Genomic DNA, 23,620 nt, shown 5'->3' with positions numbered 1-23,620 from the left:
GGAGTTGATATGGGCATCCTCGGATTCGTCACCGATGTCGCGGTAGGAACGATCGCCAGCAGGGTTCCCGGAGGTGTGGTCGTCAAAGGCCTGGTCGGGGGCGCCGCGGGTGGTCTGGCAGGTGAGATGGTCGAAAACGGCTGGAGTGTGGGCGGGTTCGCCAAGGCGGCCGGCTTGGGGGCGGCCGGCGGTCTGGGCGGCGGACTCGTCGGGAAATTCGCGGGTAATCGTCTCGCGGATGTGGTGAAGGCCAGGCGAGAGGCCATGGCCACCGGCACCGACAACCCTTACAGGCAATGGGAGGAAGCCAAAGTCGATAGGGGCCTTGCCCAGGACTCGTACCTGACGCATTTCGAGTCTTACCACGGGTCGCTCGGCCTGGGGCAACGCGCGCGTAACATGCTTCCGGGAGCTCAGCAGCCCTCGACGCTAGCCGACCTCAGGCAGGCCGACAATGCTGTCACGAATACGATGAAGCGGGCCAAAGGCCTGGAGTCCGCCGCCAAGAAATTCGAGAAGGGCACGAAGAACCGGGAAGAGTGGGCTCGGCATTTCAGCAACGGTGAGAACCTCAAGTGGTACCACCAGTTCGGGACCTCGGGATTGATCGGGCTCGGCTCGGCTTTCGTCGTCGAGTCATATGACGCGGCCGCCGCGGAAGCCAGTGGCGCGGACGGCGGTGGTGGTAAAGACGCCGGCGCACCCGAGCAGGGCAACACTCCGCTGGTCTGGGACGGGATCGCTCCGGCCCAGGCAGCCGGCGTGATGTGGACGCCACCCTTTCTGCAGGATGCGTCCGTGGTGGTGGAAGGCGGATCCGGTTTCCTGCTGCGGCCCGATAAGCTTTCGCAGGGGCTGATCACCTGGTATGCCGGGCAGTCGAATTCCTTCGCCTCTTCGGTCGTCGAGAATTTCGAGATGTTCGGCGACCTGAAGAAGAAGGAGCAGTTGTCGATCACTCCGATACCGAAGGTCCCCGGCGGTGGCGCGGGCAAACAGGCCAGTGCGGGCGGTAGCGCGTACCAGCAAGCGGCGGCCTCTTTGACCTCCGCCGCCACTGCCCTCGACAAATCGCAGGTAACGCTCGCGGAGACCATCGACAAGGTCGAGCAGATCTCGCAGACCGGGAAAGAGAATATCGGCCAGCTCATCGCCGGTGTGAACACTGTCATGCAGAGTATCCCGGACAATTCGGACGTCAACTTCCTGACCGTCCTCTCCCAGGCTTTCGGCGAGCTGGTCGGGGTGATGGAAGACGCGGCCGCAAAGAACGAACTCGCGGCCGGTCAGGTCAACGGGCCCGACCAGGGAGACCAGAAGGCTTCCGACGATCTTGCCAACTCGGTCGACAGGTTCGCGAATCAGGCGCAGGACCCGGCCTACACCCCCGACAGTTCCCGGATCGGGGTCAACAATCCGTACGATCCCGGCAATATTCCCGGGTACAACAGCACGCCGTCGAGTGAGGACCTGAAGGACGCGACCGAGCAGTTCCGTAAGGACGCCGAGGATCTGCAGAACCAGGCCGACAACCCGCAGAGCCAACTCGGCGGGTTGGGTTCGAGCAACAATCCGTCCACCACTCCCGCCGCGTACAACCCGAATATGTCCGGTCTCGGGGCCGACAGTGCGATGGGCGGAATGGGCAGTCTCGGTGGCCTCATGGGTCCGCTGTTCCAGATGATGGCGGCGAAGGCGGCCATGCAGAACACCAACGACAGCGATATGGCGAGTCGGATGCGCGACCTGGATCCGTCCCGGTACGACCGGGCCGCCGCGCCGACTATGCCGCAGGCTCAGCCGGCCGCCACCACCCCGTGGTCGAACCAGGCCGCCACCGGTGCCGCACCGGCCCAGGCCCAACCGGCCCACCACCAGACCGGCGCACCCAACGGTGCCACCTCCACCCAGACCGGCGTCGGGGCGCCGCGCCGGGTGCCCGGCGAGGACGGACTGGTGCCCTACTCCTTCCCGGACGGCCGCAGCCAGCGGGTTTCGCCGGCGGTCGCGCAGGGGCTCGACAAGGCGTTCGCCAACAAGTCCGGTACCGACGCGCAGGCCGCGTACGACGGGACCGCGGCGGCCTGGACCGATCCCAAGGACATCGGTCTCGCGGTTGATCCGTTCCAGCTGATGACCGGCGATGTCGCGACATGGACGGTCGCGGTATCGAAGGATGAATCGAAGGTCCCGGCCGGGGCGCAGGCGGTGGTGTCCTCGCTCGGTGGCGACCCCGGCTCCGCAGCGGGTGAATCCGGGGACTCGAAGCAATCCGAGCAGAAATCCGAGAAGCCGAAGGGTGACCCGTCCTACCGTACGGCCATCCTGGTTGCCTTCGGGGAGGGGGAGAGCGGCACACTGGAGGCGGTCGTGGCCGGCGAATTGCAGCAGTACGCGCCGGATATGGCCGATGCCGAAGGCCCGTTCGGCGATTTCGCCGGCTTCAAGCATCCCAAGGGCGTCGAGGCCGCCGGCGACAAGGGCCAGGACGTCGACGGCGCGGCCGCGGACCCGTCCGCGACCGATGTCCCGGTGCTGGCACCGGCATAGCGGGATGCGGGCGATGGATGAGAGGAGCAGGGCATGGCGCTGAACGTCGATCTCGGCGAGCTCGTGTCGGTGGCCGGACGGTCCGCGGACACGGCCCGGGTGACCGGTGCGGCGATGCCCCGGGAATGGGTGCTGCCCGCGGGAACCGACCCGATCTCGGCGCAGGCCGTCCCGCAACTGAACTCCCAGGCCGCCGCGCTGTTCAACGCGACGATCGGGGTGCTGAACAAAATCCAGCACGATGCGCATCTGGTCGGGCGGGCGGCGGCCGACTACTCGGCCACCGACGACGAGGGCGCCCGGTTGATCAACGGGTCGGGCGCCGAACTGGTGGGTAATCCGGTACCGGCAGTGGAACAGGTGGGGCTGCGGCGGGTGCCGCCGGGCCTGTCCACCATGCCGGTGGTCACCGGTGATCCGCTGACTTTCGCCCAGCAGTTGCAGAACGGCCCGGGGGCGGGGCCCGCGTACCGCTTCGCCGATTCGGTCCGGTTGTTCAACACCAGTTCCCGGGCCCAGGCGTCCGGTGATATGGATCGCGCGGGGTCGGTGTTGCAGCATTGGTCGCCGGTGGGTTCGGACGTCGCGCAACGCTTCGCCACCTATCGGGGCTGGATGGACCACCTGGGCGACGCGATGGAGAAACTGGCGCAGGGCGCGGAGTCCTACGGCAATGCCTTCGCCCGGGTGAAGGCCAAACACCCGACACCGGAGGAGATCCGGGCGGCCCGTAAACGGATGCTGGCGGCGGCGCGGTCGAAGAACGAAGCGGCACTGGCCGCGGCGACGGCGGAATACAACGAGCTGAATCTGCGAGCGGGCGAGGCGACCGGATCCTATGTCGCCGAGACGGGGACCGGTGTCGGGAATTCGGAATCCGGCACCGCGGGTTCGGAGGCGGCGGGCGCAGGGCAGCAGAGCGGGTCCGGAGACCAGATGCTGTCGCAGATGCTGCCGGCGCTCATGAGCATGATGGGGCTGGGCGCCAACGGGTTGTCCCAGAACGAGGACATCTCCGACGACTATTACGACGACTACTACGACGATTACGGTCTGGGCGACTACGCGGTGCCGTCGTTCCCGGCCATGAACAGTGGCGGATCGCCCTCGATGCCGGGCGGCGGTGTGCCCAGCGTCAGCGATGTGCAGACGCTGTCCGCCACCACGGCCATGCCACTGGCCGGTGCCGTCACCGGCGCGAATGTGGGCAGTGCGCCCCGGGTTCCGGTGGGTGATGCCATGGCCGGCGGCGCCGGTGGCCAGGGGGCTCGGACCGCGGGGTCGCCGATGATGCCGTACGCGCCGATGGGCCCCGGAATGGGTGGTGCCGGCGGCGCGGGTGGTAACGAACGGAACCGGGTGGTGGCCTGGCATCCCGACCGCCTCATGTACGTCGACGACACTCCGCATACCGAACCCGTTATCGGGGAACGGCCCACCATCGCGCCGACGGTCACGCAACCGACACCGGCGCCGGCCAACCAGGCCCCGACCCGATCCGGAGGGAACGTATGAGCATTCACCCCGACGTACAGGCCGCATTGGACGCGGCCCGCGAACTGCGCCATCGGATCGCCGATATGCGTGAGCGCATCGACGAGGTCCGGGCCCGGCGGCCCTCGCCCAGCGGCACCGTGATTCCCGAGGTGGATGCGATGGGCCGGCTCACCAGTCTGTATCTGGCGCCGGGCACGACGGACCGGTTCACCAGTGACGAGTTGGCCGCCGAGATCATGGCGGCCATCCGGGAGAGCACCCAGGACGCGGCCCGGCAGTACCAGGTGATCATGGAAACCGTGATCACCGAGAACGAATCCGAGGACGCGGGTTCCGCGCGTGAACCGGAGCCGGTCGCGGAGCCGGCACGATGACCGACGCCGAGATGGACGATTCGGTTTCGGCGGCCGATGCGATCGGCTGGCTGCACGAGGAGGGGCTGGCGCGGCTGGCCGGACTCGGGGCCGGTTCGTCCGCGGCTGCCGTCGCCTTCGCAGTGGATGTATCCACCGGGATCGTCACCAAATTTCCGGCCGCCAACGGCGGTATCGGCGCGGATTCCACCACCGTCGCCGCCGACGATCTACCCGCGCCGACCGGGGGAGCCCATCGGCTGGTGATCGTCGGTATCACTACCAGCGAGCAGTTGCTGGTAGTGGATCTGGCAGGTTCGCTGGTGATCGGGATCAATGGCGAACGGCCCGAATTGGCGGCACGCTCCTGGGTGACCCAGCTACTGCTGAACCCCGATGTCACTGTGACGACCAACAGTGCGGAGGTGGCATTAGGCGGTAGCCCGCGGTGCCGCAAGAGTTTCATCCCCGGCGGTAGCGGTTCGGTGATCTCCGTGGACGACGGCCGCCCGCCGGTGACCACCGTATCGATGAACTCGGATATGGACAGTCCCGATTATCTGGACCTGCTCGGCGACGGTTCCGCGGAAATGTATCTGGGCGCGCGGGTATGGCCGTTGCGGCTGGTGATGACCATCGCCGACGCGCCGTGGGCGGTGCTGTCGCAGACCCTGGCCGAGACCGCGTAACAGTTTCCGGGTGACCTCTGGGAGATAGTGATGACCGACGATTACGACTACGACGCCGCCGACGATTTCGGCGACCAACCGGCCGCGAAACCGGCCGCATCGAAGCAGGTACACGAGGTGTTCAACCCTGACCACACGGTCGGCGTGGCCTGCGACCGGGACGGCGAGGTGGTCGGTCTGCACATCACCGACGACGCGCGGGAGAACGGGGACAGCTGGTTGAGCGCGGAGATCCTGAAACTGGCCCGCCTCGCGCATGCCAAATCCCGGCTCGGGTTGCGGCGTGAGATGGAGGCCAACGGAGCCCGCTCCTACACCATCGATTCCTTCGGTCTGCCCAGCGAGACCGCGTACCAGGCCATGGAAGACGAGGCCTTCGGGCTGCGGCCCGCCTGAGCACCTCCGGCGCGAGCGATCGACAGATAGGAAGACGACAGATGGTGGATATCGACGATCCGGACACGGTGCGCGCGATCGGCGGCAATTTCGGTGTGGCCATGGCCGAGATGACCGGGAGTTTCGGTTCGACCAAGAATTCGCTGGTGCTGCAGTGCAAGGGCGATTCCCCGGTGGATCGCGTGACCACCGACAGGCTCGATTGGATGCTCGACACCTTCACCGACGCGGTCGCGGAGGCATGCCGTCAGGCCGGTATCACCGTGCGGGCCAACGATTTCGCGCTGACGACCCTGGACAACAACGATATCGACGGCGGCAGAACTGTCTCGTCGGCAGGGGTCTGACCGTCCGCGATGGCGCCGGAGCAAGCGAGTCCGCATTGGGACCGGATCGTCGGTGACGACTGGCCGCAGATCCCGCCGTCGGCCTGGCATGCCCTGGAGACCGCGGCCCGGGAGGGTGCGGAGGCCCTGAATCTCTCCGATGTGACACAGGCCCGGCATGCCTTCGACGAGGCGGTCCGGCGTTCGGAGGGGCTGGAGCGGATCCGGCTGGCGATGATCGCGCTGGAGAACCGGCCGCGCGCCTTCGCGGCCGCGTTGTCGGCGGCGGCCGACACCTTCGGCACCTTCGGTGACGTGGTGCGCCGCACCCGCAACCAGATTCTGGACGTGGTGGACGACGCCACGGACCGGATCGAGCAGGTCGGGCGCGAGAACAATGCCGAGGACGACGGGGAGGGCGACGAGGCGGAGGAGGCGGCGGCCGATCGCCGGGCGGTCGAGGCGATCCTCACCGAGGCACGGGCGGATGTCCGGGATATCGTCTCGGCGGCCGTGCGGTCGATGGGCCCCCAGGGCCTGCCCCGCCTCGACGATATCGCCGAGGCGCTGGGACAACCCGGCCCGTGGCGCACCGGTTCGGTACCCGATGCGGGGCCGTCGAAGCAACGCCGCTCCTGGGGGCCGGGGGACCGCAACGATCGGCACTGGGATCCGCGCCGCCGCGGAGACCATCCGCGCTGGGGGCCGGGTTTCGGACATCTGGTACCGCCCGATTCCCCGCTCGGGAGAATTCTGATCGACCTGGTCGGCGATATCCTGCACCCCCCGCCCGGAATGCCGGGTCCGGTGCTGCCGCCTCCGGGCGCCGCCGCCGATCTGCCCATCGGTCCGCAGACGCCGGTCGGCGGTGAGAACCCCGTGGGTGGGGGACCTCCTGTCGGCGAGAACGTTCCAGTGCACGGCGGCCCGGCGCATGTGGGGTCCGATCCCGGGTACGGCGCGTCCGGCCCGGCTCCGGGGCAGCGCCCGGACCCCGGCGTGCGCGGCGGCGGGTCCGAGGGGGCGGCGAGCGATACCGGGGTGGACGACCCGGGGGCAGGTGACGGGCCCGCGGCCGATCACACCGATAGGCAGGTGGGGGACCGGTCCGGGGATACCGAGACTGCCGGCGCCGGATCACCGGACCGCACGTCGGAAGCGGTGCGAACCGACGGTGCCGATCGCGGGGACATATCGGAGGTTCTGGCGCGCACCGCGGTCCAGGATTCCGGGTCCGCGCCGGGAGCCCCGGCGGTGCCGGTCGTGCCCGCGGCGTTCCCGGGCGGCGCCGCGGCCGCCGCACCGGGCACGGTGGCGTCCACCGCCGCGGCCACGACCGGAGGCGCGGGTTCCGCGGCGGCCGGTTCGCCCGCGCCCGGTTCGCCGGGCGTCGCCGCGTCCGCGGTATCGACCACCCAGGTCGCCAAGGGTGTGCCAGGGGTCGTGGAGGCGCATCGGGCTCCGGGGGCGACCGGGAAGGTCGCCCTGCCCGGAACCGGCGCCTCGGTACCCACCGCCACTGTCGGTAAAGTGCCCGGCTCGTTCCCGGATGGTGCGCCGGAGACGAACAGGCCCGAGGGCGCGCCGACCGTGCAGGAGGCGCTCGGGGTCGCCATGATCTCCTCGGCCGCACCGGCATTCGTGGTGGGCGAGCGGGTGGACGGTGACCTCGTCCTCGCCCGCACCGTGCTCGGCGGAATCCGGGCGGCCACCGATTCCTGGGTGGTGGGGGTGGATTGGGCGGTGGCGGTGCTGCGCCACCCGAGCGGGGTGAGCGCGTTCGTCACCTCCAACGAGGGGCGCGGCTGGCTGCCCGCGCGGTTGTATCTGCCGACCGAGATCTCGCTGCCCTGGCTGTGGACCGTCGCCGAGGGGTCGGGCTGGGAGGGAGTGGCCGACCCCGCGCGGATCCTGGTGGAATTCGCCGCGGCATGGGGGGAGAAATCGGGTTCCAAACTCGCGGCGCTGGCGTCCTCGCAGCCTATCGATCCGGTGCTGGGGCGTCAGCTCGGTGCCGTGGGGCTCGCCGGTTCGGTGGGGCCGTCGGACACCATGGACCTGCGTACCCCGGGGCACGGCACCCGGGATCGGCTGGGACTCACCGCCGCCACCGCATTACTCGACCGGACGGCGGCGGTCCCGGACACCCTGGTCGCGTTGCGCTGCCTGGAACTGGCGGTGGACGCCCATCTCCGGGTCGGGCGGGCGGATCTGGCGGCGGTGGACGCGATGGGGGCGCCGGAGATCCGCCTCCGTATCCTGCGTGCCCTGCGGGACGGCCGGGATTTCGCGGCGAGCTGGTGGGAGGAGATGCAGGACGCGGACGATCTGATCGCCGCGACCGCGCTCGGGCATCGCGCCGATACCTCACGGATCGCGCTCGGCGAATTACGCGCGACCGCCGACGAGCCGGAACCGGATTCGGATCTCGCGGTCGTGCGCGCGCTGACCTTCCAGCGCCGCTGCAACGAACTCGTCCTGCTGCTCGCCGAGCACCGCGACCGCCAGACCCTGCGCGACGCGGTGTACGCGCACGCCCAGATCCTCACCCATCCGGTCTTCACCCGGCAGACCGAGGCCACGCCGCCGCCCGCGCGGGGTACGGTGACCGCCGGCCCCACCCGCTGACCCAGGTGTACCCGCGTATCGAAACTCCCCAGCATTGGGAAGAATTGACAATGGGGGTAATAGCTGGCGGAAAGGATTTGATCGAGCATGCCGGACCGGTTGGATATCGAACCCGCGGTACTGCGCCAGCTGGCCGACCAGCACGATCAGGTGGCGGCCGAAACGCGGGAGTGGGCACAGCCGCCCGCGGACTGGCTGGCCAATTTCGAACCCACCTACGGCAAGATCGCCGATCCGGTGAAGCGCGCGCTCGAGGACTATTACGATGCCCGGCTGCGCGCCGGTGAGGCGCTGGCCCGTGAACACGAGCAGACCGCTAGATCTCTGCGCGACTCCGCCAACGAGTACGAACGCGGCGATCTGGAGGGCGCGGCCACCATTCGCCGGAACGGCGAGGATACCGACGGGGGCCGAGGCTCCGGATTCGACGACTCGGCCCCGGCCCCGAGGCCCGCGGTCGACGCACCGGGCAGGCCCGAGACCGCGCCGGTCGCCGCGGCGCCCGCCGACGGCAGCGGCCCCGGCATCACCACTCCGGCGGGCGGTGGGGTTCTTCCCGGAAGTTCCGACGCGACCGGACCCGCCGGTGCCCCGGCCGGCGGTGCCTCGCAGCCCGGACAGCCCGGGGCGGCACCGCAGACCGGCGGCGCTGCTCCCGGTGCGGTGCCGCCCGGGGAGAATATCGCCGCGTCCGCGGCCGGTACGCCCGGTACCGGCGGGACCGCGGGGGGTCCCACCGGAACGGGCGTGGTCGCGCCGGGCAGCGGCCTGATCGGTGGACCTCTCGGCTCCGGGGCCGGTGGCGACGAGCGTACGGGTGCCACCTCCTCGAACGCCGCCGCCTCGGACGGCACCCCCGTTCCCGTGGGAGCGGCGCCGACACCGTTCAATGCGGCCGTGGCCTCGGCCAAGGACCGGGAGGCCGAACCCGATTACATCGTCGGCGAGGCGGCGAACGAGGATCTCGTCATTGCCAAGACCCTGCTCGGCGCGGTTCTCGCCGCCACCGACTCGCCGGTCGGCATGACCTGGGCGGTGGCGGTGCTGCGCGGTCCGGGCGGTGCCGGGATGTTCATCACTTCCAACGAGGGCCGGGGCTGGCTGCCCGCCGGGCTCTACATTCCGCGCCAGGTCTCCACACCGTGGCTCTGGGATGAACTGCTCGCCGCCGATGGCGATATCGCCGCCCCGTGGGAGGGTGTCGCGGATCCGGCGCGGGTGCTGGTGGAGTTCGGCCTCGCCTGGGGCGCGAAGGCGAACGCCACCTTGTCGGCGCTGGTGTCCTCCGGGCCCATCGATCCCGGCCTGCAGAGCAGGCTCGGCGAAGTGGCGATGCAGGGCCTGGTCGGTCCCGGATACGACGTCGACCTGCGTGTGCTCACCTCCGATACCGCGGACCGCCTGGGCATCACGGGATCGGTGCCGTCCTTGGAATCGGTCGCCGCGGTCCCGGATTCCGGAGTCCGCGCGCGCTGTATCGCGCTGGCGGCCGACGCCCACGCACAGTTGTCCCGTTCCGTGCCGGGCCATTACGACACGGTCGGGGCTCGCGGAATCCGCGACCGGATCCTGGCCCGGGTCGAGGTGGGCGACGAGATCCCGCGCAGTTGGTGGGAGGAACTACGCGACGCCGACGATCTGCTGGCCGCGGCGATGATCTCACAGCGGGTCGATGTGGGTCGCGTCGATATCGGCGGCATCAGGGTGGGCGACGAGGTGACCGCGCTGCGCGCGATGGTGTGGGAGCGCCGATGCAACGAACTGGTCGCGTTGCTGGCCCGCGAGCCCGACCGGCAGGTCTTGCGTGACGCCGTCTACGCGCATGGCCAGGTGCTGGAACATCCCGGCTTCACCGCGGTTCCGGCCCCGGTGGCGGTGGGTGTGGACGAGCGAGTGGCGCAGCCCGGTGGCGGGTCGGGCGCCGTCTCGGCGCCGCCGGCCGGGGTGGATGCCCCAGCCGCCGGCGCCCCGGTGGGTCCGCCCGCCGGAGGCGTCTCGGCGCCGAGTACGGCAGCGGGCCCGCCGCCCGGTGTGGTTCCACCGGTGGTCACACCGCCCGGCGGGGACCGGGACGCGGTGTGATATCGGGTTGACTTCTCGGCCGGGCCCCTCGCCGCTCCAGATGGGTCGCGGGGGCCCGGCCCGGGAGCGTGGCCTGCGGTGGCACTACCAGGCCCGCCCCGGCCTCACCGCGGAACGTTTCGTCGCCGACCCCTTCACCCCGGGGCCGCGCGGGCGATTCCGCTATCCGGTGAGCCCGGCCGAAATGAGCCCGGCGTCACCCGAACCCGGTCGATGATCGACTCTCGCGGACGGTGACGAGCCCGCCGCGCCGGATTCTTCGCGTCTCGGCCGACTCGGGCCGCTATCGGCCTACCGCCGCGGGGCAGGACGAATCATGCATCGGGACAGTCGGTCACGCCTGTTTGCTGGGAGGTGTCGGGCCGTAGGGAATCTCGGTCTGCGGTGTTCCCGGCTGCGGATTCTGGTTCGGCGGCGGTGCGTCGCCCGCGGGCGGTGCCGCGCCCTGCGGTGCCTGGGCGGTGGGGTCGGTCGGAGCGGGCCCGGCAGCCGGAGCGGGCCGGCTCGGCGGCGCTTCGTCCTCGTCCTCGTTCTCGTCGTCGTCCTTTTCCTTGTCCTTCTGCCCGAGCATCTCCGGCAGCTGGCCGAGCATCGGCATCAGCGCCATGGGCAGCATGGCCAGCATCGGCAGGATCGAACCGAGACCGCCACCGGCGCCTCCGGCCGCGCCGGCGCCCGTGGCACCGCCACCGCCGCCACCGGCGGAACCGCCGCCACCGGAGCCTCCGCCCGCGGCGCCTCCGCCCGCGGCGCCCGTGTTCACTTCCTGAGCCTTCTGCACCTCGTCATGGACCCTGGTCACCGCGTCGGCGACGGCGTCCATGATCTTGGCTTCCTGGGCGGGTTTGAGCTTTTTCGCGCCGACCGAGGCCAGCGCGGCATTCAGTTCGGACTTGATGTGGTGGATCCTGAACAGGGTCTGCGCCTGTTCGGCGGCCACCATCTGCGAGGTGCCGTCGACCTGGGCGTCCATATCCACCATGGAGTCCTGCCGGGCTCCGGCCGAGAGGACCTGCTGTTTGTACTGATCCACTCCCGCGCCCGAGCCCTCGAGCCCGGCGAGCTGGATCTTGTCCGGGGTACGCCCGTTCTTGGGTGGCGGCGGTGGATCCGACCGCCCGAAACCGAGCACATCCACCGACTGCTGCATGGCGGCCTCGGCCTGGCCGATGAAGAGTTTGAGCTCCTCCGAGGCGCCGGGGGGCCGGAGCAGGGCGATCGTGGTCTGGGGCTTCTCGGGACCGGATTTGCTGATGACGTGCAGAGCACCGGATTTGGCGGCCACATCGCCCGCGCGCTCTTCGGGCCCGCCCGTTCCCGGAGGCGCCGCGCCACCCGCTGTACCGGATCCGCCGCCGGGGCCCGCTTTATCGGATATCGGGGTGGCGGGCCTGGGCTCGCCGGGTCCGGGCGCGGGTGAGGCAGCGAGGATCCGGGGGTCCCGGGATCGTTGGTCGACGGGTCCGGCGCCGTCCGACGCGGGGACGGAGGTGTCGGGTTCCGCGTTCGCTGTCGCTGTATCCATCCGCTGTCGTCGCCTCCCGTGCAATCTCCTTCATTGTGTTGTCTTCCTAAGGATGGGAATAGGACGCGCCGCGTTCACTGCCGTCGTGTCGCATAGTCGAACCACGAAAATAGGGCGTAGTTGCCGAAGAATTGCCCGGGGTGCGGGGCAGAGAGGTAAGTCGGTGCGATGAGCGATGCTGAGCTGATCGTATGCCGGCACTGACCGACGATGTGCACGGTGTGTTACGGGAGCTGCTCGGGCTGTACGGAGCCGGGCAGCCGGCCGAACGCGGGTCGGCCTCGCTGGCACAGGCCATCGCATCGGATCTGAGCCGGCTCTCCGGCGGCGGGGCCACCCGCTACAACGACGCGCTGGGCATCCAGCGGACGGTGCTCGAGACACAGCACGGCCGCGAGGGGGTCGTGAGCAAGACGGTCACCGAATCGGGGACCGGCACGCTGAACGGACGGGGAGTGCTGACCGGTCAGATCTCCGACCTGCAGGCACGCATCCAGGCCATCACCGCCATCGGTGATACGAGATTCAGCGGTCCGGCGCTGCTCGATTCGGCCCAGCAGACCATCACGAATGCGACCAGGCAGGTGAACGCCGATATCGACGCGGCACGTAGACAGGCGGCGCAGATCATGCCGTCGGCGGCGCTCGCCGAGCGCGCACGCACAGCCTCGACGCCGCCCCGGAAACGGCGGCGCCGGCGGCGCCCACGCATGGTGTCCGGACAACAGGTCACCCAGCAGCAGCCCTCCCGGAGAACCCGGCGCAACTGGGACAAGAGCAAAGGCGGCCGGGCGGCCCAGGTGGCGGATTCCGCGCTCGGGCTGCCCTATATCTGGGGCGGCGGCGGCGCCGGCGGTCCCTCCGGGGGCGGTTTCGACTGTTCCGGCCTGACCCAGTACGCGATCGCACAGGCGACCAACGGTGAAGTGGTGCTGCCCCGGACCACCTACGAGCAGATCTACGCCGGAGAGCGGGTCGATCCACGCGATGTCCGTGCGGGTGACCTGGTGTTTCCGGCGGGATCGTTCAGCTCCCGCGGCCCCGAGCACGTCCAGCTCGCCGCCGGTAACGGTATGGTGATCGAGGCGCCGTACTCGGGTGCGACGGTGACGTATTCGCCCATGCCGCCCAGCGCTGTAGTGATTCGAGTCGTCTGAGCGGAACCCGCGCCGTTGGCCATCGAGATACCCCACGAAGTGGCGATGTTCCTGAACTTCGTCGGTGTCCCGTACCCGGATATCAACGAGGACCAGGTACGCGAACTGGCCGGGCACGTACGCACCTTCGCCGACGAGGTCGCCGGTACCCACGCCTCGGCGACGGGCGCCATCTCCGATATGGGGGCGGTGTACCAGGGGCAGTCCTACCGCGCTCTCGTGGCGTCGTGGGCACGGCTGAGTTCGTCGCATATGGAGAAACTCGACGAACTGTGCAACGGTGTCGCCACCGCGTTGGAGATCGCCGCCGAGGTGATCACCGCGGTGAAGATCGTGGTGCTCACCGAACTCGCGTTGCTCGCGGCCGCCTACGGCACGGCGATGGCGGCGACCGTGGCCACCGGGGGCGTTTCCACCGCCCTGGGCCAATCCCTCGCGATGGCGGCGAAACAGCTGGTCAAGGCCATGGAGCAGATGCTCATCGCCTATATCCTGGCCGAGGTTCTGGGCAAGGCCATCGAACCGCTGGAGGCCGCGGTCGCCGATATGATCAACGGGGTCGTCTACGACGCGGCCGCCGATCTGCTCGGTGTCGATCCCGGTGGTAGCGACGTGCTGCATATCGACCCGGACGAGGTCCGGCGCTACGCCCAGGTGCTCGACGATCACGCCGACGACATCATGGGGCACGCGGAGAAGTTCGCCGGCAACGTGGCGGCCTTGGATTTCACCACGCCGGTGGGCCCCGCTCCCGGTGCTGCCGCCCAGCCGGGCGCGGTACCGCCGGGGTCGAATCCGGTAGCGCCCGATCGTGTCCCGCCCGGCACCGGTGCGGGGCAGTCGCAGTCGACGGCGCCGGGTGCGGCTCCGCGCAACTGGATTCCGGATCCGGGGAAAACCGCTGTCGCGGAGTCGCCCGGGGACGACCCGTCGCGGAACGGGACCCGATCAGGGAGCGCGGAACCCGACGGGACGGGTCGGGGGCCCGAGTCTCCGGCGTCCGCGCGGCCGGTGGGTTCGGACGACGGGGCGGGGCGGGCGCTGGCGGCCGCGCAATCGCAGGGGACCCCGGGTGCGGAGCGGTTGGTGCCGGAAGCGCGATCGGAGACGGGTGCCCGGCCGGCGGCGGTTTCGAGCGAGACCCACGACAACGGTTCGCCGGGGGTTCCAGCGGTCACCGCCGATACCGGCGTGGCAGATGTCGGCGACCGGATCGCGGCGGAATCGGCCACATCGGCGTCTTCGCCGCCGGCGGAGACGGGCACCCGCGCGGCTACCGGTCCCGCGGCCGGTGCCGGGACGGAAGCGGCGCAGGCGAACCCGTGGAGCCGTGGCGCGGCCGCGGGTCCGGGTGGCGCCGACGCGGGCTCCGGTAAGGCCGCTCCTCGTGATCCGGCGGGCGCCGGGACGCGGGCTCCGCGGGGGCGGCCCGACCGGCGCCGGAAGACCGCGAAACCGAACCCGTGGTCGCAGCGTCCGGCGGATCCGGTGGCGGAACCGTCGAAAACGCCGTGGGCCAGGCCTGATCGTCCGGCTCCACGAGTTCCGGTTGTGACGGCCGCCGGGGATTCGCCGCACCAGGACGCGCCGCGGGGGGATTCGACACCGCCGCTCGGTGAGCCTGTCGCGCAGCCGGCGGGGGCATCGAGCGGACAACCGCCTGGAAATGAGGCCGAGCCGCGACCCGGGCACGATGATGATCGACGGCGGCGGACCGGGACCGCGGCGGTTTCGGCACCGCCGACCGCCGATGACGGCCCGCCCCGGATCTGATCGGGAGAGAATGCGGCGGCCGGTGGCTCGCTGTTTCCACCGGCCGCCGCTGGAACGGTCATCAGGGATGAGGGAACTGGTGACCTGCCGACTACTCTAGCAATGAATAACGTGCCGTCAACCAGCGGCACTATTGCCAATGGGGGGAAGGGTTCCTCGGCGGCAGATGGCCGAGGTCGTCCGAACTCCGCGGGATATCGAGGTATTCCAGGGGAATTCATGCGGAAGCCGGCCCCGGATCGCGGAGGCCGGCTGTCCGTAGAGAGTGGCCGGCGCGAGGTGTGGCGCGCGGCCGCCGATACCCTAACGCTGTTCTATGAGCCGTTCAATGGTGGGAGCTTCCGACCGTTCGGCGGAGCGCCCGGGAGGTTCTCGGACCCGGGAGCGGATACCTCACCGGTTCCGCGGGCCATTCGGTGAATGTTCCCAAGGGCGGGAAATGGGCGGTGCGTCCGGATCGGGGGCGGTGGCCTACCCTGCCAGCAGGCGAGGGTCGGCGGAAGGGAAGTCCGAGTTGTCAGCGGCCGAGGACGCGTTCTACACGGGCGTGCAGAGTTTGGGATTGGTCGCCGGTGGGGTGCGCAACGAAGAGCACGCACGCGCGGCGTTCACGGCGGCAACGGATCTCGATCCGGATATGTGCGATGCCTGGCTGGGCCGCGCGATGGCGGGTGAGGTGACCTCCGAGGTCATCTACGGCGCCTATCGTTCCTCGCACAATCTCTACCGGGACCAGCAACGCGCCGGTCTGGTCGACCGTGCGCTGTGGTGCCAGGTCGAGATCGGCGTCTTCGGTCTGCGGGTCGTGATGGCCGACCGCGACCAGATCGCCATCGCGCAGGCCTGCGCCTACGCCGGGGGAGGCGAATGGCAGGAGGCCGCCGCCATTCTGGACGAGGTCCGGGGCGACGATGTCGCCGATTTCGCCCGGCTCTCACTGTTCTACCGGACCGGCCGCTGGCCCGATGTGCTCGCCAACCGCGGGCAGAAACCGGTACTCGAAGACGGATTGCTCGATATCGCGGCCGAACTCATGGCGGCGAGCGCTCTGGCCCACCTCGGGCGTTTCGGCGAGGCCATGCCGCGCGCGCAGCGCATCGTCGAGGACAGTCAGTCCGGCAACCTCTCCTATATCTGGGCCGACGCCCATTACCTGCTCGGGATGATTCTGCGGCACAACGGCGAACACGACGCCGCCGAGAAGATCCTGAAGGGCCTGCAGGGGTCGGGTCTGTGGCCCGACCGGCCCAACTGGCAGCAGGCTGTGCGGGACAAGAATTACCGGCTCGAGGTCACCACGCCCGCCGTGATCGCCTCGCGCGTGAATATCTGGGATCCGAAATCCGGCGACGATCCCGCCGAGGTCGCGGCCAGCGCGGCCAAGGCGGAGCGGGACACGCTGCTCGACGAGGCGTCGAAACTGCTGCAGTCCCAGATCGGTATGGATTCGGTCAAGGAGCAGGTCGACCGGCTGAAGTCCGGCGTGCTCATGGACCAGGTGCGGGCGAAGCGTGGGCTGGCGGTCGATTCGCGCTCCAACCACCTGATCTTCTCCGGGCCGCCCGGAACGGGTAAGACCACCATCGCCCGGGTCATCGCGAAGATCTTCGCCGGACTGGGGGTGGTCGAGAACGCCGATGTCATCGAGGCCTCCCGCAACGATATGGTCGGCACCCATCTCGGCCATACCGCGCCCAAGACCAACGCGCTGATCGATTCGGCGCTCGGCGGTGTGCTGTTCATCGACGAGGCCTACACCCTCATCCAGGAGGGCCTGTCCGGCGGCGACGCCTTCGGCAAGGAAGCGGTGGACACGCTGCTGGCCCGGATGGAGAACGACCGCGACAAACTGGTGGTGATCATCGCCGGCTACGAGGCCGAGATCGACCGGTTCCTGCAGTCGAACGAGGGGCTGTCATCGCGTTTCACCAAGCGGGTGCGCTTCCCGAGCTACGACCCCGACGAACTGGTCCAGATCGCCGACCATATCGCGGGCAAGAAGGATTCCATTCTGTCCGATCAGGCCCGGGAGGTCCTGCGCGATCGGTGCACTGTGATGTCGGAGCAGAGCAAGAACGGGCGCCGGCTCATCGATCTGGCCGGTAACGGCCGTTTCGTCCGCAACGTGGTGGAGGCCGCCGAGGCGGAGCGGGATTTCCGGTTCACCCGCGACAATGTGGATATCGCCGCGCTGACCGATGAGGAGCTCATGACCGTCGACGCCTTCGATATCACCGCGGCTCTGCAGGGTTTGGCGCCGGTCGCCAAGTAACGCGTACCGCCGGGCCCACTGAATCTTCCCATTTTTGGGAACATTCCGGCGGTGGGTCGCGCGTTAGGTTGTGGCCGAGGTCGGCGGAAGGAACGAATACCGGTGGCACGCTTCCGGGTGGTGACCAAACACCAGGTTTCGGGTTGGCGGTTCCTGCTACACCGGATCGAGCACGCCCTGGTGCGCCGCGACGCGTCGATGATCGATGATCCTTCCCGCGGCCGGTCCACCGCGCTGGCCATCGGGGTGGCGCTTGCCTGTATAGGTATCGCCGGAGCGGCGGTCCTGGCATTCTTCAAACCGGCCAAACCGGTGGGGGATTCGCCGATCATCGCGGAAAAGAGCAGCGGCGCCCTCTACGTGAAACTCGGCGACCGGCTGCATCCCACGCTGAATCTGACCTCCGCCAGATTGATCGTCGGCCGGGCCGTGAATCCGGTGGAGGTCTCGAACAGCGAATTGGCGAAGTACCCGCGCGGCGCCTGGGTGGGAATACCGGGGGCGCCGGGGCAGATCTCCGACGAAGAGGAGAAGGATTCGCAGTGGACGGTGTGCGATACCGCCCGCACCGGCGCCGCCGCTCCGGTGGATCCCAAGACCGGTCTCCCGACGCTGACCCGGTCGGCGGTCCTGACCACCGCGATAGCCGGGCCGCTGACCGTCGACGATGACGCCGTCCACGAACTGAGCGGTCGGCAGGCCCGGCTGCTGCGCGGTGACGACGCGACCTGGCTGGTGTACTCCGACCCGGTGCAGGGCGTGGTGCGCGCGGAGATCAACCTCGCCGAATCACCGGTGATGCTGGCCCTGGGTATCGACTCGACCGTGCAGGTCGCCGCGGCGTCGCCGGGGCTGCTCGGCGCGATCCCGGAGGTGGCGCCGATCCGGGTTCCGGATGTCCCGGGCGCGGGGGCGCCGGTGACCTTGAAACCGGCGCTGGACGCGGTGGTCGGGTCGATCGTCACCGCGGCCTCGCCGAATCAGCCCGCCACCTACTATCTGGTGTCGAACGCGGGTCTGGTGCGGGTGAGCGCGGTGATCGCCTCGATCGTCCGCAACGCCAACTCCCACGGCTCTGTAGCGACGAGCACTATCGGCCCGGATGTCGCCGCGGCGAATCTGCGGCCCGGGGACTGGCCGGGAACGGCGACCTATCCGGCCGAACCGGTCGAGATACTCGATCCCATCCGTGATCTGATCACCTGCTACCAGTGGACCCGCACCGGTTCCGACCCGGACGCCCACACCCGGCTGCTGTTCGGCAGGCAGCTCCCGCTCACCAAGGAGGAGCAGGGTCGCACTGTACAACTGGTCACCGCGCCGTACTCCGGGGGCGCCACGGCCGACTTCGCCTACCTGCCCCGGACCTCCGGGAAGTTCGTGCAGGTCACCGGCTCCGAACCCGGGTCCCCGCTGCGCGAATCCCTGTTCTGGATCTCCGACAGTGGGGTCAGGTACGGGGTCGGCGCGGATATGAAATCGGGTGGCCAGAGCGATCCGACGCTCACCGCCCTGGGATTGAGACCGCCGGTGACAGCGCCGTGGAGCATCGTCTCGCTCTTCGCGGTCGGACCAACCCTGTCGATCGGCGACGCGATGATCCAGCACGACGGGATACCACCGAATATGGCGGGTGTGCAGATGACGGGTAACAAATGACCGCGACCCGCCGTTTCGTGCGGCCGGCGCGGATGGCGCGCGGCCCCAAGGCGCCGGCGGTCACCGAATTGCGGCTGCAGCCACCGACCGAACTGCCCCGGCCGGTGCCCATGTCCAAGCTCAAGATGATCATGCCGGTGATCATGGTGGCGGCCATGGTCGGCATGATGGCGATGATGTTCAGCGGCGGCCGGGCCATGTCGCCGATGATGCTGATGTTCCCGATGATGATGATCGTGTCGATGTTCGGCATGATGGGCGGTCAGCTGGGCGGGGGCGGGGGTGCCACCAGCACGGCGGCCGGCCTGAACGAGGAGCGCAAGGACTATCTGCGCTCGATCACCGACAACCGTAAAACCATTCACGAGTCCGAAACCGAACTCTACGACTACCTCTCCTATACGCACCCGGGCCCGGCGGGTCTCGGACGGCTGGTCGGCGGTAAGCGGATGTGGGAGGTACAAGTCGCGAATCCGCAGTTCCTGCGGGTCCGGATGGGCCGCGGCCGGATCGCCAACCAGGTCCGGGTGATCGTGCCGGAAGCGGCGCCGACCTCTGATCTCGACCCGGTGGGCGTGGTCGAACTGACCCGGTTCGCCAAGGCCTATTCGACGGTCGGCGGGATGCCGGTGGCCATCAATCTGCTCTCCGCGCCGCTGGTCGGACTGGACGGCGATCCCGCCGCGGTGGCGGGCCTGGCCCGGGCGATGATCGCCGAGATCGCGGTGCTGCACGGCCCGGACCAGGTCGCGGTGGCGGCGGTACTGAACCATCCGGATTCGCCGGAGTGGTCCTGGCTGAAATGGTTGCCGCATACCCAGCATCCGGCCGAAAGCGATGCCATCGGCTCGAGCCGGATGATCTACCGCACCGTGGCGGAATTGCGTACCAAGGTGCTCGCCGGACTGAACCGGGGCCCGTTCTCGGCCAACAACGAGCCCGCGCTGGACAAATCGCATTTCGTCCTGATCGTGGAATCCGGCGGCACCAACACCGACCGCGATATCTCCGGTATCGACGGCTGCACCTGGTTGCGGCTCGGACCTTCGGAACAATCGCTGCCCCGTTCGCTGAAGTTCGCCCTCGGCGCCGACCACGCGCTACAGGAGATCACCGCGCGCGGCACCCGGCTGGTCGGGACCGCCGACCTCATGTCGATACCGCAGGCCACCGCGGTGGCGCGGCGGCTCTCCCCGTACCGGCTGTCCACGGTGGTCGAGGCGGTGGCCGCGGAACAGGCCACCAGCAGCACCTCCTGGGAGGACATGGTCGGTATCAGCGACCCCGGCGGCGTCCGGGTGGATCGGCAGTGGCCCGTGCGCCGCGACGCCGACCGCAACCGCTTGAACATTCCCTTCGGGCACGACCCGACCGGCCAGGTGGTGCGCCTGGACATCAAGGAATCGGCCGAAGAGGGTATGGGCCCACACGGTATGTGCATCGGCGCGACCGGTTCCGGCAAATCGGAATTCCTCCGGACCCTGGTGCTCTCCGCGATCGCCGAACACTCCCCGGACGTACTGAACCTGCTGCTGGTCGACTTCAAGGGTGGCGCGACCTTCCTGGGCTTCGACCGGCTCTCCCATGTGACCGCGGTGGTCACCAACATGGAGGAAGAGGCCGATCTCGTCACCCGTATGGAAGACGTGATCAACGGCGAGATGGCGCGGCGGCAGCGGGTCCTGCGCGACGCCGGTAACTTCGCCAGCGTCGCGGACTACGAGAAGGCGCGGGAACAGGGCGCACAACTGGAACCGCTGCCGACCCTGCTGATCATCCTCGACGAATTCGCCGAGCTGCTCGAACAGCACCCCGGCTTCTCGAAGCTGTTCGTCGCCATCGGCCGCCTCGGCCGTTCGCTGCGGATCCACCTGCTGCTCTCCTCGCAGAAGGTTCCGGCCAACCGGATGGGCGAACTCGAGGCGCACCTGTCGTACCGGATCGCGCTGCGCACCAACCAGACCAGCGACTCCCGCGATGCCATCGGCACCGCCGACGCCTACCACCTGCCGAAGAAGCCCGGTTCGGGCTATCTGCGGGTCGGGGCGGGCGATCTGCAACGCTTCCAGGCCGCCTACGTGGGCGGCCCCTACACCGCACCCGCGCAGACCACCGCGTCCAGCGCACAGCGGGCCCGGCGTCCCGGCGGCGGATACCGTCCGCCGCAACGGTTCACCGCCGCCTATATCGCGGAGGTGCGCGCGGCGCAGCCGGTGGAGGTGGTGCACGCGCCCGAACCCGGCGACACCGACGGTGAAGTGGTCACCGTGATGGAGACCACGCTGCAACAGTTCGCCCGGCACGGACGCCCGGCGCACAAGATGTGGCTGCCTCCGCTAGGGGTCCCGCCGACCCTGGACCGCCTTGTCCCGGCGGTGGAGGCGGGGACGCTGCGGATGCCGTGGGCCATTGTCGACCGGCCCCGTCAGCAGCGGCAGGATGTCTGGTCGGTGGATCTGTCCGGCGCCGGCGGGCATGTGGCGGTGGTCGGCGGTCCACAGTCGGGTAAATCCACCGCCCTGCAGACCCTGATCATCTCGGCCGCGCTGACCCACACGCCGGAGCAGGTCCAGTTCTACTGCTTCGACTTCTCCGGCGGGCTCGCACCGCTGCGGACGCTGCCGCATGTGGGCGCGGTGGCCGCGGCCCGTGATGTGGACCGGATCCGCCGTACTTTCGCGCTGATCCGCAATCTCATCACCTCGCGCCAGACGCTGTTCGACCATCTCGGAATCGATTCCATGCGGGAGTTCCGGCGGCGCCGGGCAACCCCGCAGGGTTCGGCGGAGTTGTCGTCCTACGGCGATGAGCACGGTGATGTGTTCGTGGTGGTGGACGGCTGGGATATCGGGTTCGCCGTGAACGGGCCGTTCTACGACGAGTACATGCCGACGATGGAGAATATCGCGCTCCAGGGGCTGAATTACGGCATCCATCTGGTGGTGAGCAGTTCACGATGGGCCGCGATCCGGCCGCAGGTGAAGGATCTGCTGCAGACCCGTGTGGAGATGCGACTCGGTGACCTCACCGATACCGTGTTCAACACGCACCGAGCGGTCGTCGCCGGAATTCCGCCTCACCGGCCCGGGCGCTGTATCTCCACCGATGCGCTCCATATGCTGACTGCGCTGCCACGAACGGATGGCGAAGGTGACGCCGAGACCGCGTCCGCGGGATTGGCCGCGACGATCACTCAGTTGAACCAGACGTATTCCGGCCGCCGGGCGCCCGAAGTCCGGCTGCTCCCAGGACAAGTGCGTTTGCCGGAGATCCTGGAAACTATTCCCCGCCCGACGAACCTGGCCGAGCGGCTGGCACTTCCGTTCGGTGTCCGCGAATCCGATCTCGGGCCGGCCGTTATCGATTTCGGGGTGTCGCCGCATTTCGTGATCCTGGGATCGACCGGATGCGGTAAGTCGACAACGGTGGGTGCGATCCTGGAGTCCATCCGCACCCGTTTCACTCCGGACGAGGCCCGAGTGCTGCTCGTCGACTACCGGCGTCACCATATGGACGCCCTTCCGCCCGAATATATGGTCGGCTACCTCACCAGCTCTCGCGATCTGACCGAATATCTGCCCCCGTTCGTCGCGAAAATGCGTAGCCGGCGACCCCCGGACGGCGTTACCTCCCAGCAGCTCAAGGAACGATCCTGGTGGAGCGGGCCGGAGATCTTCGTGGTGGTGGACGATTACCATATGGTCTCGCAGCGTGGCCAGATGAATCCTTTGGATCCACTGAAGGAGATCATTCTGGACGGTCGCGACACCGGCTTCCACCTCGTGGCGGCACGCAATATCGCCCAGGCGGATTCGGCCATGTACGACTCGGTACTCGGACAGGTCAAGAACCTGAACTCATCCGGCTTCATCATGGACGGAACCAAGATGGACGGCATGCTCATCGGAGATGTGAAGGCGACCAAGCAGCCGTTGGGCCGGGGGATTCTCGTGGAACCGCTGCTGTCACGCAGAGATCTCGTCCAGGCCGCCTGGCAGTCGGAGTGAGCACCCGCCGATATCGGCGTAAGCCGGTGTCCCGCAGCTCATCCCCACAGTTGGGAATGGCTTAGCGTTTTCGGTATCGCCTCGATGCGATCCCGGCAACGGTCGATTGGAGATATCCATGCTTCCCCTGTCAGTGACCGAACACCGTCCGGCCGTCGGAGTACGGCTCGATGCGGATCGGTCGACTCCGGGGGGCGCCGGTAACGGGACGCAGGGCGATGGGGCCGCCGCGCCGGTATCTCCCAGATGACCCGGTAACTGCTCCGGAACGGAGTCGCCATGCCAATATACGATTTTCGCGCGGCCGATCCGCCGCTGAACTGGATCCGGCCCGATAGCCGACAGGGCGCGTCGCGGCTGTTCGCGGCCGCGTATGCCGGCCGCGGGGCGGGCGAGTTGTCGGACGTCGCGTTATCGGCTCGTATATCTACGGCTGCGGTGTCCGTCGCGAATACGGCGAAGCCGGCTCCCTCCCCGACCGGTCCACGGTCGGCGCGTCCTCCGGTTGTCGAGCGCGCCGGTACGGAACGTACCGGACAACATCGGCACACTTTCGGCGCGAAAGCGTCGACGCCCGGAGGGAGGAATACCGAAGACCGGAGCAAGCTTCGTACCAGGCGCGCTACTCGTCGGTGCACTCGACAGTCCCGCGGTGGAACGGAATCCGACGACACAAAGATGTCCCGGTGATTATCCGAGGCGCAAC

At 68.9% G+C, this 23,620-nt stretch carries 14 protein-coding genes; 13 read left to right on the top strand and 1 reads right to left on the bottom strand.

Going from position 1 to position 23,620, the window contains the following annotated elements; genetic code table 11:
* The first annotated feature begins 9 nt into the window (after window positions 1-9).
* From ACZ6SF_RS27445 to ACZ6SF_RS27410, 8 genes are all read left to right on the top strand, one after another.
* A complete protein-coding gene (locus tag ACZ6SF_RS27445) occupies window positions 10-2,550 on the top strand; it encodes a hypothetical protein (protein ID WP_466065796.1) in 2,541 nt (846 codons plus the stop codon).
* Between the two features lie 33 nt (window positions 2,551-2,583).
* Window positions 2,584-4,065, top strand: a complete 1,482-nt coding sequence (locus ACZ6SF_RS27440; protein WP_466065794.1) for a PPE domain-containing protein — start codon at window positions 2,584-2,586, stop codon at window positions 4,063-4,065.
* Window positions 4,062-4,421: a YbaB/EbfC family nucleoid-associated protein gene (locus tag ACZ6SF_RS27435; RefSeq protein WP_466065792.1), complete on the top strand. Its 360-nt coding sequence runs from the start codon at window positions 4,062-4,064 to the stop codon at window positions 4,419-4,421. The genes ACZ6SF_RS27440 and ACZ6SF_RS27435 overlap by 4 nt, the downstream gene beginning before the upstream one ends.
* Window positions 4,418-5,089 (top strand): hypothetical protein, encoded by a 672-nt coding sequence (locus ACZ6SF_RS27430; protein ID WP_466065790.1) that lies wholly within the window; start codon window positions 4,418-4,420, stop codon window positions 5,087-5,089. Before ACZ6SF_RS27435 ends, ACZ6SF_RS27430 begins: the two co-directional genes overlap by 4 nt.
* Before the next feature lie 30 nt (window positions 5,090-5,119).
* Window positions 5,120-5,485: a hypothetical protein gene (locus ACZ6SF_RS27425; protein ID WP_466065788.1), complete on the top strand. Its 366-nt coding sequence runs from the start codon at window positions 5,120-5,122 to the stop codon at window positions 5,483-5,485.
* A gap of 41 nt (window positions 5,486-5,526) precedes the next feature.
* The gene (locus tag ACZ6SF_RS27420; RefSeq protein ID WP_466065787.1) at window positions 5,527-5,832 is read left to right on the top strand and encodes a hypothetical protein; all 306 of its coding nucleotides are present in this window, start codon (window positions 5,527-5,529) and stop codon (window positions 5,830-5,832) included.
* 9 nt (window positions 5,833-5,841) lie between these two features.
* On the top strand, window positions 5,842-8,439 hold the full coding sequence (locus ACZ6SF_RS27415) for a hypothetical protein (RefSeq protein ID WP_466065785.1): 2,598 nt from the start codon (window positions 5,842-5,844) through the stop codon (window positions 8,437-8,439).
* A gap of 87 nt (window positions 8,440-8,526) precedes the next feature.
* Entirely contained in the window at window positions 8,527-10,521 is a 1,995-nt protein-coding gene (locus tag ACZ6SF_RS27410; RefSeq protein WP_466065783.1) for a type VII secretion target, read from the top strand.
* A 334-nt stretch (window positions 10,522-10,855) separates the two neighbouring features.
* Here ACZ6SF_RS27410 and ACZ6SF_RS27405 read toward each other — a convergent pair whose 3' ends face one another.
* Window positions 10,856-12,046: a hypothetical protein gene (locus ACZ6SF_RS27405; RefSeq protein WP_466065781.1), complete on the bottom strand. Its 1,191-nt coding sequence runs from the start codon at window positions 12,044-12,046 to the stop codon at window positions 10,856-10,858.
* 191 nt (window positions 12,047-12,237) lie between these two features.
* On the opposite strand from ACZ6SF_RS27405, the gene ACZ6SF_RS27400 reads away from it, so the two are divergent.
* The 5 genes from ACZ6SF_RS27400 (at window position 12,238) to eccCa (ending at window position 22,914) form a co-directional block, all read left to right on the top strand.
* Window positions 12,238-13,203: a C40 family peptidase gene (locus ACZ6SF_RS27400; protein ID WP_466065779.1), complete on the top strand. Its 966-nt coding sequence runs from the start codon at window positions 12,238-12,240 to the stop codon at window positions 13,201-13,203.
* A 15-nt stretch (window positions 13,204-13,218) separates the two neighbouring features.
* Entirely contained in the window at window positions 13,219-14,976 is a 1,758-nt protein-coding gene (locus ACZ6SF_RS27395) for a WXG100 family type VII secretion target (RefSeq protein ID WP_466065777.1), read from the top strand.
* A 514-nt stretch (window positions 14,977-15,490) separates the two neighbouring features.
* Complete coding sequence (eccA, locus tag ACZ6SF_RS27390; protein WP_466065776.1) at window positions 15,491-17,248, top strand: type VII secretion AAA-ATPase EccA; 1,758 nt, start codon at window positions 15,491-15,493, stop codon at window positions 17,246-17,248.
* Between the two features lie 102 nt (window positions 17,249-17,350).
* A complete protein-coding gene (gene eccB / locus ACZ6SF_RS27385; RefSeq protein ID WP_466065774.1) occupies window positions 17,351-18,907 on the top strand; it encodes a type VII secretion protein EccB in 1,557 nt (518 codons plus the stop codon).
* Window positions 18,904-22,914: a type VII secretion protein EccCa gene (gene eccCa, locus ACZ6SF_RS27380; protein ID WP_466065773.1), complete on the top strand. Its 4,011-nt coding sequence runs from the start codon at window positions 18,904-18,906 to the stop codon at window positions 22,912-22,914. Before eccB ends, eccCa begins: the two co-directional genes overlap by 4 nt.
* Window positions 22,915-23,620: the final 706 nt, after the last annotated feature.

The sequence above is a fragment of the Nocardia sp. NPDC049935 genome (assembly GCF_055586645.1).
The sequence above is the reverse complement of the archived record's forward strand: the minus strand, read 5'-3'. Positions and strand labels throughout refer to the sequence as shown.

Coding starts and splice junctions, on each gene's coding strand:
- ACZ6SF_RS27445 (WP_466065796.1), top strand. CDS start 10: ATGGGCATCCTCGGATTCGTCACCGATGTCGCGGTAGGAACGATCGCC.
- ACZ6SF_RS27440 (WP_466065794.1), top strand. CDS start 2,584: ATGGCGCTGAACGTCGATCTCGGCGAGCTCGTGTCGGTGGCCGGACGG.
- ACZ6SF_RS27435 (WP_466065792.1), top strand. CDS start 4,062: ATGAGCATTCACCCCGACGTACAGGCCGCATTGGACGCGGCCCGCGAA.
- ACZ6SF_RS27430 (WP_466065790.1), top strand. CDS start 4,418: ATGACCGACGCCGAGATGGACGATTCGGTTTCGGCGGCCGATGCGATC.
- ACZ6SF_RS27425 (WP_466065788.1), top strand. CDS start 5,120: ATGACCGACGATTACGACTACGACGCCGCCGACGATTTCGGCGACCAA.
- ACZ6SF_RS27420 (WP_466065787.1), top strand. CDS start 5,527: ATGGTGGATATCGACGATCCGGACACGGTGCGCGCGATCGGCGGCAAT.
- ACZ6SF_RS27415 (WP_466065785.1), top strand. CDS start 5,842: ATGGCGCCGGAGCAAGCGAGTCCGCATTGGGACCGGATCGTCGGTGAC.
- ACZ6SF_RS27410 (WP_466065783.1), top strand. CDS start 8,527: ATGCCGGACCGGTTGGATATCGAACCCGCGGTACTGCGCCAGCTGGCC.
- ACZ6SF_RS27405 (WP_466065781.1), bottom strand. CDS start 12,046: ATGGATACAGCGACAGCGAACGCGGAACCCGACACCTCCGTCCCCGCG.
- ACZ6SF_RS27400 (WP_466065779.1), top strand. CDS start 12,238: ATGCCGGCACTGACCGACGATGTGCACGGTGTGTTACGGGAGCTGCTC.
- eccCa (WP_466065773.1), top strand. CDS start 18,904: ATGACCGCGACCCGCCGTTTCGTGCGGCCGGCGCGGATGGCGCGCGGC.